The following is an 11,270-nucleotide window of genomic DNA, read 5'->3' on the forward strand; positions in this document are numbered from 1 at the left end:
TCTGGAAGGATGGCGCATAATCCATGGTCATGAGCTGATGTGCGACGGCGTCGGCGATCTTTTCGCGGCCGTGGCCCGCATTGACGCACCAGAGGCCCGCGGTGCCATCAAGCACCTGACCGCCGTCGACATCAGTGTAGTACATGCCCTTGGCTGCGGCGAGTAGTCGGGGGGCCGCCTTGAACTGCCGGTTCGCCGTGAATGGCATCCAGTAATTTTCGAGCGACGGGGTGTTGGACATCAGCATGGGTAACTCCTCTTCTCCGGTTACACAGCCATGCTTTGCATTATTCAACAAGTCCTTTTCTGTGTACAATCAAGCTATTGATATTGTTGTTGTCTCATGAGAACTTTGTCCGATACAGAACACATGAAACAGTACGAGAGGATTGCATGAGCATCGATCTTGGTGGACGTTTGCGTTTCTTGCGCGAACGGCACGGGTTGTCCCAGCGCGAACTTGCCAAGCGGGCTGGCGTGACCAATTCCACGATCTCGCTGATTGAATCGAACCAGACGAACCCCTCGGTCGGCGCGCTGAAACGCATTCTTGACGGGATACCCATCGGGCTTGCCGAATTCTTTGCTCTGGAACCTGATCGGCGGCAAAAGGTGTTCTATGAATCGCGCGAGCTGGTGGAGATTGGCAAGGGCAATATCTCTTACCGGCAGATCGGGGAAAATCTGTTCGGCCGGGCACTGCAGATCTTAAAGGAGCGCTACGAGCCAGGCGGCGATACCGGCAAGGTCCCGCTCGTGCATGAAGGCGAGGAGGGTGGCATCGTCATTAGCGGGCGGATCGAGGTGACCGTCGATGACGAGCGGCGCATTCTCGGTCCGGGCGATGCCTATTATTTCGAAAGCCGCCGGCCGCATCGTTTTCGCTGCATCGGTCCAAACCCCTGCGAGGTGGTGAGCGCCTGTACGCCGCCGACGTTTTGACGATTATCGTAACGACGAGAACCAGGCGATCAGTTCTGCACTGTTGCGCAGACCATACGTGCGCATGAGGCGGGCGCGATGCGCCTCGATGGTGCGCTTCGAAAGGCCGATCTCTTCGGCGATCTGTGCATTGGTCTTGCCCTGTGAAACCCGGGTCAGAACTTGCTTTTGCCGATCGGAAATCAGGCTGGCATTTCCGGCAACCGCGCGGTTCATTAGCTCGAAGCAATAAAGCGCTTCGGCAAAGGGGTCGGCCTGGTTCCGGCTGCGCCCACGAACGCGGCACCAAAAGCTCGATCCACAACGGCGGCGCATGACGCGCTCGTCATAGTAAACCCTGCCTCCGGCAAAATTTGTCCGCCACATTTCACCGGTGCGCACAAAGTCCCTGATCTTCGGATAGAGCCTCGAAAAACTCTGGTCAATCAGCTCGTCACGCTCATAGCCGAACTCTTGCGCGAATTCGAAATTGCAATCGCGTATGATACGGTGCGTGGCGTAGACCATCGGCACTGGCAAGTCAGCCAGCCAGAAGCGCTTTGCGCCTCCTGAATAGGCAATGTCGGCGTTAGGAAACTCCGGTGCTGTCATGCCGTATTAATACGACTATCTGTCTGCCCGAGACAAGCCATACCGTTGGTGCAGAGGATGGAGAAATGGGAGACTGTTCTTGAGAAAAGTTCATTCAAAAGTAAGCGCGGCGCTTGACGGCCTGCTCTTCGACGGCATGACCATCATGGCGGGCGGTTTTGGCCTTTGCGGCATTCCCGAGGCGCTGATCTACGCGATCCGTGATTCTGGCGTCAAGGATTTGACCGTCATTTCAAACAATGCAGGTGTCGACGGCATTGGCCTCGGCGTCCTTCTGGAAACACGGCAGATCCGCAAGATGGTCTCGTCCTATGTCGGCGAGAACAAACTGTTCGCCCAGCAATATCTGTCGGGCGAACTCGAACTGGAATTCAACCCGCAAGGAACGCTCGCCGAGCGCATTCGCGCCGGTGGTGCAGGCATCCCGGCCTTCTACACCAAGACCGGTGTCGGCACTATTATCGCTGATGGCAAGGATGTGCGTGAATTTGACGGCGAATCCTATGTGATGGAACGCGGCTTGTTTGCCGATCTTTCCATCGTTCACGCCTTCAAGGGCGATACGGAAGGCAATCTTGTCTACCGCAAGACGGCGCGCAATTTCAATCCGATCATGGCGACAGCAGCCAAGATCACTGTGGCGGAAGTCGAGCATCTGGTCGATGCGGGCAAGATCGACCCGGACCACGTCCATACGCCCGGCATTTTCGTCAAACGGATCGTGCACGTGCCCAATCCCGTCAAGCATATCGAACAGCGCACGACCCGCCCGCGTATCATCGCTGCAAGTGAGGTAAAGTAAGATGGCCTGGACACGCGATCAGATGGCCGAACGGGCCGCACAGGAATTGCAGGACGGTTTCTATGTCAATCTTGGCATTGGTATTCCAACCCTTGTCGCCAATTATATCCCTACCGGCATGAGCGTTCAACTGCAGAGCGAAAACGGCATGCTCGGAATGGGGCCTTTCCCGTATGAGGGCGAGGAAGATGCCGACCTCATCAATGCCGGCAAGCAGACAATTACCGAACTGCCGACGACGAGCTATTTTTCCGGAGCGGACAGCTTCGGCATGATCCGCGGCGGTCACATTGACCTTTCCATTCTCGGCGCAATGCAGGTTGCCCGCAACGGCGATCTTGCCAACTGGATGGTGCCGGGCAAGATGGTCAAGGGCATGGGCGGCGCGATGGATCTCGTCGCCGGCGTCAAGAAAGTCGTTGTCGTTATGGAACATGAAGCAAAGGGCGAAGCGAAGCTCCTTGAGCAATGCACTCTGCCGCTGACGGGCCAGCGCGTCACCGATCTGGTGATTACGGATCTGGGCGTTTTCACCATCGAACGGCGCGGTGAGCCAAAGATGACGTTGATCGAAATCGCACCCGGCGTGACGATCGATGAAATCAAGGCAAAGACGCAGGCGGCGTTCGAGGTCTCACTCTAGCCGAATGAGCCGTGGAGGGCTGGCGGTGATGAACGCGCCAGTCCTCTACTGCGTCTTCTTAACGACGCAAACCGGGCTCGCACCGGGGTAGCGGGGATCGTAATCGACGCAGGCAGCGTCATAACGAAAGCTGCCATAATAGACGCGGGCACAGCCGGAAATCAGCGGGACAAATGTTACAATCACCAGAAAAATGGCTTTGAAATATTTACCGGGGTGAGGGTGCATTTTCGTGACCTCGCTCCTAAATGTAGCCAGTTGTGAATGATACAGTGACGTAACAATCCACTGATATTCTTCAGCAAATGGTCGAGTTAACAATCGGCAGCTTTATCATTCTACCGAAATCTAGTGCCAGAATAAGGCGAGTTTCCCTCAGGCGTTCCGTTCACGTTTTTTGTGAAGTGTCATAAAAGGCTTGATCGCGCGTGATGGACGTATAAGTTCGGCCTTCCGATTTGTTAACCAAACCTTTCACGTTAGGAGCAAAGCGATGAACAACAGCGACTATTCATTGCCAGAAGCAATTTCCACGGCGCTAGCCAATGGTACAAATATTGTCAGGGCATTTCGCGAACAATTCGGATATTCCGTTGAGGATCTGGCCGTCGCGTGCGGTTTGACCAGCCTCGAAATCGAAACAATTGAAAGTGGTCAGAATTCTGACCCAAGCAAGCTGGAGCGTATTGCTCATGCGCTCGGCCTTCCGAACAATGCAATGATCATTGAAGAGTCGAAGCGCCTAAGCGCCTAAAAAAACAATATTAATAAATCGGTACTCAAAAGGCTGCCAGGGTGAAATCCCAACTCTGGCAGCCTTTTGTTTGATCTCATTGAAGGCACAGAAGCTTGTGCGTCAGGATATGGTCAGGCTCAGCCAGGCCCTCGATGATGTCGGCATGATGCCTGCCCGGTTCTTCGACCGCATCCACACGGCAATCAAAACCCGACCAGATATTGGCGAGCAGCGCGGTCTGGCGCACGAACTCAGGCCGTTCTGCTGCGCCCACCCAAGCGGTCATATCAATGCCCTCCTGCGGTTCCAGCAGGGCAGGGCTTTCTAGCCGTGCTTCGACCGCATCAAGATGCAACGTATCGTTCATTTCGGTCTTCATCAGCGGGCGCAGATCTGCAAGTGCGGATATCGGTACGGTCTTGCGAATACGTTGCCTGACTGTCTGTGTGAGCGGTGATGTCGACGTCACCATGCGAGCGACCAGGTGTCCGCCGGCTGAATGACCCGAAAGGTGTATTGGCCCGGCAATCTCGCTCGCAGCACGGGTTATGGCCAGGCCCACCTGTACGGTAATCTCGCTGACGCGGACCTCGGGGCAAAGCGCATAGGATGGTACGGCGACAGCGAAGCCATGGGCGAGAGCGCCTTTTGCCAGATGAGACCAGGCGGACTTGTCGAAGTCCTCCATCCAGTAGCCACCATGGACGAAGACGGCGAGACCGTTCAAATCCCCCCAGGGCATAAACAGGTCAAGCCGGTTGCGTGCATGCGGGCCGTAGCTGATATCGCTCTTCATAAGACCCTTCTGGTCCATGTCCTCGCGAAACTGTTGAGCAAGCGAAAGCCATTTGGCCAGATATTCGTAGCCATCTGGAATATAGGCAAAATTCGAGTAGGCGTCGTCCCAATCGACAGCGTCAACAGTATTCATGGGTTGCTCCTCCCGAGCGAATGAACTCTATTCCCTGACTTTCTCGCGTATCTGCACCCCGCCGCCGGACTTACGCAGATTTGGCAAGGCCAGCATTAAAAGCACGAAGGCGCCGGTGGCGAACTTCAAGTCGGCGGGCGCAAGGCCGAGGGTCAGACAGAACGAAATGAGCTGATAATAGACCAGCGCCCCAACGACCGGAGCCAGTACCTGCCGCAGAATGGTCTGGCGTCCAGTGAAGGCTTCGCCGATGATAAGTGCCGCAAGCCCGTTAATCAGGATGCCAAAGCCCATGTTTACATCGGCAAAGCCTTGCGTCTGGACCATAATGCTACCGCCAGTTGCTGAAAGTGCACTTGCCGCACCTACGCCGATAATTGTTGCCGTGCCGACATTGATGCCCTGTGCCTCGGCCATATCCGGGCTTGCGCCAACGGCGCGCATGGATGTGCCTTTTTCCGACATGAAGAAATAAAGCATTGCGGCAACCACGAGAGCAATCAGCAGTCCGACGACGAGTATCTTGGCCCACGGAAAATTGGCTGACGCACCCGCCAGGAGGGTGAAGACAGTGTCGTAGGTGAAAAGCGGAATATTCGTGCGGCCCATGATGCGCAGATTGATGCTGTAAAGCATCGTCATGACCAAAATGCCCGCAAGCAGTGTGTTGATCTTGAAGCGCAGATGGATGAAAGCGGTGGTGCAGCCTGCCGCGAAACCGCACATCAGCGCGACGAGACAGGCGAGGAAGGGATTGACCCCGAGGGTTATCAGCGTGCCACAGACGCAGCCGCCAAGCGGAAAGGCCCCTTCCGAGGTGAGATCCGGAAAGTTCAGGATGCGGAAGGGCAGCATCACGCCGATAACAACGAAAGCTACGATCAGGCTCTGGGCGATGGTGACGGGGATCAGGCCGTAGAAACTGTTAAGAACGTCCATGAACTCTAGCTTCCCTGTAGTGCGATGGCATCGGATTTCGTGTGGAACCGGTCAATGAGATCAGAAACGGTAATACCTCTTTTCTCCTCCTGACCAATCTCAACCAGGACCTTGCCCGCATCCATCATGACGATCTTGTTACCGTATTTGATCGCATGCTCCATATTGTGGGTGACCATCAATGTCGTCAGCTGCAATTCTTCCACCGCTCGCACGGTCGTATCCATCACAAGCTTTGCTGTACGCGGATCGAGCGCCGCCGTGTGCTCGTCCAGTAGCAGGAGTTTAGGCCTGGTCGATACGGCCATGACCAGCGACAGCGACTGACGCTGCCCGCCGGAAAGGAGTCCGACTGGCATGTCCAGTCGCTTTTCAAGCCCGAGATTGAGCTCTGCAAGCTGTTGGCTGTATTTGGCCCGCCGCGCAGCAGTAAGCCCATAGGAAAAGCCGCGTCGTTTGCCACGCAGTTCCGCCAGCAACATGTTTTCGCCAATCGTCATGGTCGGTGCAGTGCCTATCATCGGATCCTGAAACACCCGGGCTATGAATTGGGCGCGGCGATGGGCGTTCAGTTTGGTGACGTCCTGGCCATCGATGGAGATGCGGCCGGAGTCCAGCGGCAGCTTGCCGGAGACTGCATTGAGAAAGCTCGACTTGCCCGCGCCGTTGCTGCCGATCACGACGCAGAAATCGGCCGGTTTCAGCGCGATGTCGAGCCCGTCAAGCGCCCGTCGCTCGTCCTGTGTGCCACGATAAAAAATCTTGGTGCCGCCCTTAACGGAAAGCATATCTGTCGTCATGTGAAAGCCTCATAAACCAGAGCAATGAACCCTGTAACAAAAGTTCCCGCGCTTAGCTGGCGCAGGAACTATATGTTTGCGGATCAAAGGAGAAGGTTTATTTGACGAAGCACTCACAATCTTTGAAGCTATCAGGCACTTTCTGGCCGGTTTTTGCCAGAACAGCCTCGTTGATCAAGGCCGTATGATCCTCATAGGTCGGCTTGATGGGGGCAAGGCTCGCCGGTGACTTGCCGGCGATGATCTCGGACGCAAGCTTGGCCGCATTCTGGCCAACTTTCGTGTAGGATACTTCGAAGGCAGCGCCAACAAGCCCATCACGAACGGCCTGGGCAGATGCGTTGACGATAGGGATGTTAACACTGAGTGCGGCAGCAGCGACGGCTGGTACCGCCGGCTGGACCAGGTTCGAAGCCGGTACGTAGATGACATCGGCCTTGCCGGCGAGCGAGCTGACACGGATCGGAATGTCGTTGGTGTTATCGAGGCCGACTTCAACCAGTTCCATCCCTTCGGCAGTTGCCGCGGCCTTGATGAGCTTCAATACGGCTACGTCATTGTCCTCGCCGGGATTATAGAGATAAGCGAGACGCTTTGCGTCCGGCAACAACTTGCGGATGAACTTCACGACAGAGCTGACGTCCTGCAAGTCGGATGCCCCGGTCATGCCCTTATCGCCCGCTTCCCATGACGGCGTTAGCTTGGCGGCGACAGGGTCGGTGACTGCCGCAAAGACAACTGGCGTACCGGTATTGCCGACGATCTGCCGTGCGCCCTGGGCAACGGGCGTTGTCACAGCAAGAATGAGTTTCGGGCTGCCCGAAACAAGTTTCGTGACCATCTGTGGAATAAGGGTCGCGTCGAAGTTGACCTGCAATTCGTCATAAACGGCATCCGCCACGCCAAGCTTGGCCAATTCGGCCTTGAATGCTGTGACCGTTTCGTCGAGCTGCGGATGCTTGCCGAATTGGGCAATGCCGATCTTCGTTTCGGCAGAAGCTGCTGCGAGCCCAAGACCCAAGCCAAGCACTGTCGCGAGCGCTGTCCGCACCACAAATTTTGCGCCAATCATCGATTTCTCTCCCTTTTTTGTGTGTCCCGCCTCCTGAGGCTTGAAAATAATATAACAAATGTGAAATGATATACAATACTAAATGGAACTCTCAAAGGGGAAGCGATGGCCGAGAGCGTCAAGTCTGACAGCCTTTATGCAGTGTTGCGATCCCGCATCCTCAACGGCGGGCTACGACCGGGGCAGTCTTTGCGCTTGCGTGCACTCGCCCAGGAGCTTGGGAGCAGCGCAACGCCGGTGCGCGAAGCATTGAACCGGCTTCACGCGGAAAACTTCGTTACGACCGAAGCCAACAAGGGCTTTCGGGTTGCAACGGTAACGCTGGAGGAACTCGAAGACCTTGAGTCAGCCCGTTCAGCCATTGAAACCCAACTCCTGGTGCGATCGATCGAGAAGGGTGATCGCGACTGGGAGGCCAATCTGGTCAGCGCCCACTATCGACTGTCGAAATGCCAGGTCCCGAATTCATTTTCGCAATCAGAAGCCATCGACCTTTGGGATGCTGCGCACACTGAGTTTCATTTTGCCCTGATTGCGGGGGCATCCTCAATATGGCTGATGAACTTCGCGCAACAGGTCAATGCCCAGTTGCAGCGCTATCGACGCCATATCATTCTGCGCATTGATCATCTTAATCGGGCTGCCGAAGAGAAAGGCGATGGCGCGCTTGGCGTGCTCTCGCGGGAGGCGCTCGGCATCGAGGCGCATACGGCACTTATGCAGGCGGCGCTCGATCGCGACAAGATCAGGGCGGAAGCCTTGATGGTCGATCATGTGAGTCTTGCCAAGGAAGCGTTCCTGAAACTCGCCAAAGCGAGTGGTATTGCCGGCATAGATGCGGCCGCCTGATTTATGAAAAGGGAAACCATGGACAGCACCATTGCAAATATCGATGCCAGACAAGCCGATCAGGCCGATCCATTGCGTGCCTTCCGCGACAGATTTGAGCTGCCGGACGGTGTGATCTATCTCGATGGCAATTCGCTTGGCGCCTTGCCGAAAACCGTCAAGCAGCGGGTGGCAAAGACGATCGGCGACGAATGGGGCGAGCAGCTGATCCGCAGCTGGAACACGGCTGATTGGGTGCATCTGCCACAGCGCGTCGGCAAGAAGATCGCCCGGCTGATCGGTGCAGAGGACGGCACGGTCGTTGCTGCCGACAGCACGTCAATCAACCTGTTTAAGGTTCTGTCGGCCGCGCTCGACCTTAATGGCGGGCGGAGCAAGATCATTTCCGAGCGGGACAATTTCCCGACCGACCTCTATATCGCTGAAGGCGTGGCGAAGCAGATCGGCAAGGGACACCGGCTGGCTCTGGCCAGTGCGCCGGCGGATATTCCAGGTATGCTGGATAATGATGTGGCAGTGCTGATGCTGACCCATGTCAATTACCGCAATGGCTACCGCCACGACATGGCGGCGCTGACAAAGGCAGCGCATGACAAAGGCATCCTCGTCATCTGGGATCTTTGCCACACGGCGGGCGCGATGCCGGTCGACCTGACCGGTGCAAATGCCGACTTTGCTATTGGTTGCGGCTACAAATATCTGAACGGCGGGCCAGGCGCTCCGGCATTTCTCTATGTCAATCCGCGCCACCAGGGTGGCTTCCGCCAGCCGCTTTCTGGCTGGTTCGGCCATCGCGCTCCTTTTGACTTTGACTCCTCTTATGCACCATCTCGCAGCATCGAACAGTATCTGTGCGGCACACCGCCTGTGCTCGCCATGGTGGCGATGGATGAGGCAATGGCGCTCTGGGATGATGTCGACATGGCGGCACTGCGAGCAAAGTCCGTTGCGCTTTGTGATCTCTTCATTCAGGAAGTCGGCGCGTTTGCTGCAGATTTTGGATTGACGCTCGTGACGCCGCTCGATGCGGAATGCCGCGGCAGCCAGGTCTCCTATTCCTGTGACAATGGCTACGCGACCATGCAGGCGCTGATTGCCCGCGGCGTTATAGGCGATTTCCGGGCGCCGGATATCATCCGTTTTGGTATGACGCCGCTCTACCTGAGCTTTGCCGAGGTGGCGCAGGCAGCAGTTATTCTCAAGGATATCCTCGCCACGCGCGCCTTTGATGCGCCCGAATATCAGGTGAGGGGAGCTGTCACATGACCCGTACACCCTATGATCCGGAAGGGGACGGCGCGCAGATGTCGTTCGAGGGGCGCATGTCCTATGGTGACTATCTGCGCCTCGACAAGATCCTCACGGCGCAATCACCGCTGTCCGATGCTCATGACGAGATGTTGTTCATTGTGCAGCATCAGGCGTCTGAAATCTGGATGCGGCTGGTCATTCATGAACTGTTATCGGTTTGCGAGCACATCGCCAGGGACGATCTGGCCCCATCCTTCAAGATGCTGGCACGGGTCTCACGTATTCTCGACCAGTTGAATTCGGCATGGGACGTGCTGAGGACGATGACGCCTAGCGAATACACCACGTTCCGTGAAGCGCTGGGAATGTCGTCGGGATTTCAGTCGTTTCAGTACCGGGCCATCGAATTCCTCGCCGGCAACAAGAATGCCGCGATGATGCGCCCGCATGAGCACACGCCGGATATCCATGCCTGGCTTAAGCAAATCCTCCATGCGCCGAGCATTTACGACCAGTCCATCCGGCTTTTGGCGCGCAAGGGCTTTGCGATAGACAAATCTGTGCTGGAGCGCAACTGCTCGCTGGCCTACGAGGCGAATAGCAGCGTGCGCGACGCCTGGCTGGTAATCTACCGCGATCCGCAAGCTCATTGGCCGCTCTACGAGCTCGCAGAAAAGCTGGTGGATTTCGAAGATTATTTCCGTCGCTGGCGTTTCAACCATGTCACCACGGTTGAGCGTATTATCGGCTTCAAGACCGGTACGGGCGGAACATCCGGCGTCAACTATCTGCGCAAGATGCTGGAGGTCGTGCTGTTTCCGGAATTGTGGAACGTAAGGACCGATCTTTGAAGGTCACCTAACCAAGCAAGAATTTACGCCGCGCGCTTATCGATCGCCACGCAGTCCATGGCGGATTTGGCATGGATGTGATTTCTATGCGTAAAGCCATGTTTGGCAATTGCCGCAAGATCATCATCGGGCTTGATCGGCCTTGACCACCAGCTGTCATTGAGGGTCCAGCCCTGCGCGGTTGCACTTTCTACCTCCGTACTGTCCGCACGAAGCACGCAGGATTCATGTACGATACGGGCATTGGACGACCGTTTGCTCATCATCTGACGGCCACGTACCAAGGCGCTCGCTTCGTCTTCGGCAATGACGAGCTGATGGAACAGATGACGCGTCTGTTTATACTTTGTCAGATAAGCGAACTTGACTTGATAGGCTGGCACTACATGCTCCTGATATCAAAGACTCGGTCGTTAACCATTTATTAATATTGTTGGCGAACCCGTCCTTTTCAAGGAGAAGCAAGTTTTGCACAGATATATTTGAGCTTTGCCGCGAACAACCCGCGTTCGCTAAATCATTGTTTTTATCTCTTAATGCGGCCTCGTTACGCATCCGAAATGAAAACCCGCCCTGACTTTGCAGCCAGGACGGCAATATTTTGTATCGATCTATACATTACCCGCCATAGACGAGCTTGTCCTGTCTTGCCCTGAGTTCGACGATCTTCGAGCCGGGGGCGGGAGCGGCATTGGCGCTGGTGATGAGTTCGCCCTTCCTGATCGGCTGGGTAACACTGCCGCCCTGCAACAGGCCGCAGGGGATGGCGCCGGCGCTGCGTGCTTCGGCGGCCGTCATGATCCAGGCGCGGTAGCAATATTCGCCGATGGCATCGAGCCTGTCGCCCGGCTGCAGATCCTTCT

General features: G+C 56.1%; 15 protein-coding genes and 1 pseudogene. 7 read left to right on the forward strand and 9 right to left on the reverse strand.

Annotated elements, in window-relative coordinates:
• Positions 1 to 247 (reverse strand): aminotransferase class III-fold pyridoxal phosphate-dependent enzyme (locus tag AAAC48_RS26820; protein WP_340657118.1); only part of this gene is annotated, 247 nt, incomplete at its 3' end.
• 146 nt (positions 248 to 393) lie between these two features.
• On the opposite strand from AAAC48_RS26820, the gene AAAC48_RS26825 reads away from it, so the two are divergent.
• Positions 394 to 942, forward strand: a complete 549-nt coding sequence (locus AAAC48_RS26825; protein WP_340657119.1) for a cupin domain-containing protein — start codon at positions 394 to 396, stop codon at positions 940 to 942.
• Positions 943 to 945: 3 nt separating this feature from the next.
• Here the strand turns inward: AAAC48_RS26825 and AAAC48_RS26830 are convergent, their stop codons facing one another.
• The gene (locus AAAC48_RS26830; RefSeq protein WP_340657120.1) at positions 946 to 1,533 is read right to left on the reverse strand and encodes a LuxR C-terminal-related transcriptional regulator; all 588 of its coding nucleotides are present in this window, start codon (positions 1,531 to 1,533) and stop codon (positions 946 to 948) included.
• A 79-nt stretch (positions 1,534 to 1,612) separates the two neighbouring features.
• On the opposite strand from AAAC48_RS26830, the gene AAAC48_RS26835 reads away from it, so the two are divergent.
• Together AAAC48_RS26835 and AAAC48_RS26840 are read left to right on the forward strand one after the other, a co-directional pair.
• The gene (locus tag AAAC48_RS26835) at positions 1,613 to 2,335 is read left to right on the forward strand and encodes a CoA transferase subunit A (RefSeq protein WP_100003827.1); all 723 of its coding nucleotides are present in this window, start codon (positions 1,613 to 1,615) and stop codon (positions 2,333 to 2,335) included.
• 1 nt (position 2,336) lies between these two features.
• Entirely contained in the window at positions 2,337 to 2,978 is a 642-nt protein-coding gene (locus AAAC48_RS26840; protein WP_340657121.1) for a 3-oxoacid CoA-transferase subunit B, read from the forward strand.
• 45 nt (positions 2,979 to 3,023) lie between these two features.
• Here the strand turns inward: AAAC48_RS26840 and AAAC48_RS26845 are convergent, their stop codons facing one another.
• Positions 3,024 to 3,206 carry a hypothetical protein gene (locus AAAC48_RS26845; RefSeq protein ID WP_340657122.1) on the reverse strand — a complete coding sequence of 61 codons (183 nt, stop codon included), beginning with the start codon at positions 3,204 to 3,206 and terminating at the stop codon, positions 3,024 to 3,026.
• 265 nt (positions 3,207 to 3,471) lie between these two features.
• On the opposite strand from AAAC48_RS26845, the gene AAAC48_RS26850 reads away from it, so the two are divergent.
• Positions 3,472 to 3,732 carry a helix-turn-helix transcriptional regulator gene (locus tag AAAC48_RS26850; RefSeq protein WP_340657123.1) on the forward strand — a complete coding sequence of 87 codons (261 nt, stop codon included), beginning with the start codon at positions 3,472 to 3,474 and terminating at the stop codon, positions 3,730 to 3,732.
• Between the two features lie 76 nt (positions 3,733 to 3,808).
• Here the strand turns inward: AAAC48_RS26850 and AAAC48_RS26855 are convergent, their stop codons facing one another.
• From AAAC48_RS26855 to AAAC48_RS26870, 4 genes are all read right to left on the reverse strand, one after another.
• The gene (locus AAAC48_RS26855; protein WP_340657124.1) at positions 3,809 to 4,645 is read right to left on the reverse strand and encodes an alpha/beta hydrolase; all 837 of its coding nucleotides are present in this window, start codon (positions 4,643 to 4,645) and stop codon (positions 3,809 to 3,811) included.
• Positions 4,646 to 4,672: 27 nt separating this feature from the next.
• Positions 4,673 to 5,584, reverse strand: coding sequence for an ABC transporter permease (locus AAAC48_RS26860; RefSeq protein ID WP_340657125.1), 912 nt, complete (start codon positions 5,582 to 5,584; stop codon positions 4,673 to 4,675).
• A gap of 5 nt (positions 5,585 to 5,589) precedes the next feature.
• The gene (locus AAAC48_RS26865) at positions 5,590 to 6,372 is read right to left on the reverse strand and encodes an ABC transporter ATP-binding protein (protein WP_340657131.1); all 783 of its coding nucleotides are present in this window, start codon (positions 6,370 to 6,372) and stop codon (positions 5,590 to 5,592) included.
• A 109-nt stretch (positions 6,373 to 6,481) separates the two neighbouring features.
• On the reverse strand, positions 6,482 to 7,456 hold the full coding sequence (locus tag AAAC48_RS26870; RefSeq protein WP_340657126.1) for an ABC transporter substrate-binding protein: 975 nt from the start codon (positions 7,454 to 7,456) through the stop codon (positions 6,482 to 6,484).
• Between the two features lie 105 nt (positions 7,457 to 7,561).
• Between AAAC48_RS26870 and AAAC48_RS26875 the strand changes: the two genes are divergently transcribed.
• Genes AAAC48_RS26875 through kynA form a run of 3 tightly spaced genes read left to right on the forward strand, consistent with a single transcriptional unit; the run spans position 7,562 to position 10,407 of the window.
• Entirely contained in the window at positions 7,562 to 8,305 is a 744-nt protein-coding gene (locus tag AAAC48_RS26875; protein ID WP_340657127.1) for a GntR family transcriptional regulator, read from the forward strand.
• A gap of 18 nt (positions 8,306 to 8,323) precedes the next feature.
• Positions 8,324 to 9,571 carry a kynureninase gene (gene kynU / locus AAAC48_RS26880; protein ID WP_340657128.1) on the forward strand — a complete coding sequence of 416 codons (1,248 nt, stop codon included), beginning with the start codon at positions 8,324 to 8,326 and terminating at the stop codon, positions 9,569 to 9,571.
• A complete protein-coding gene (gene kynA / locus AAAC48_RS26885) occupies positions 9,568 to 10,407 on the forward strand; it encodes a tryptophan 2,3-dioxygenase (RefSeq protein WP_340657129.1) in 840 nt (279 codons plus the stop codon). The genes kynU and kynA overlap by 4 nt, the downstream gene beginning before the upstream one ends.
• Before the next feature lie 23 nt (positions 10,408 to 10,430).
• Here the strand turns inward: kynA and AAAC48_RS26890 are convergent, their stop codons facing one another.
• Together AAAC48_RS26890 and AAAC48_RS26895 are read right to left on the reverse strand one after the other, a co-directional pair.
• Positions 10,431 to 10,790, reverse strand: coding sequence for a hypothetical protein (locus AAAC48_RS26890; protein ID WP_340657130.1), 360 nt, complete (start codon positions 10,788 to 10,790; stop codon positions 10,431 to 10,433).
• 235 nt (positions 10,791 to 11,025) lie between these two features.
• A pseudogene (locus tag AAAC48_RS26895) lies at positions 11,026 to 11,270 on the reverse strand (homoserine dehydrogenase); the annotation flags it as partial.

Origin of the sequence: Phyllobacterium sp. (assembly GCF_037994405.1) — a bacterium.
In the GTDB taxonomy this organism is placed as follows: domain Bacteria; phylum Pseudomonadota; class Alphaproteobacteria; order Rhizobiales; family Rhizobiaceae; genus Phyllobacterium.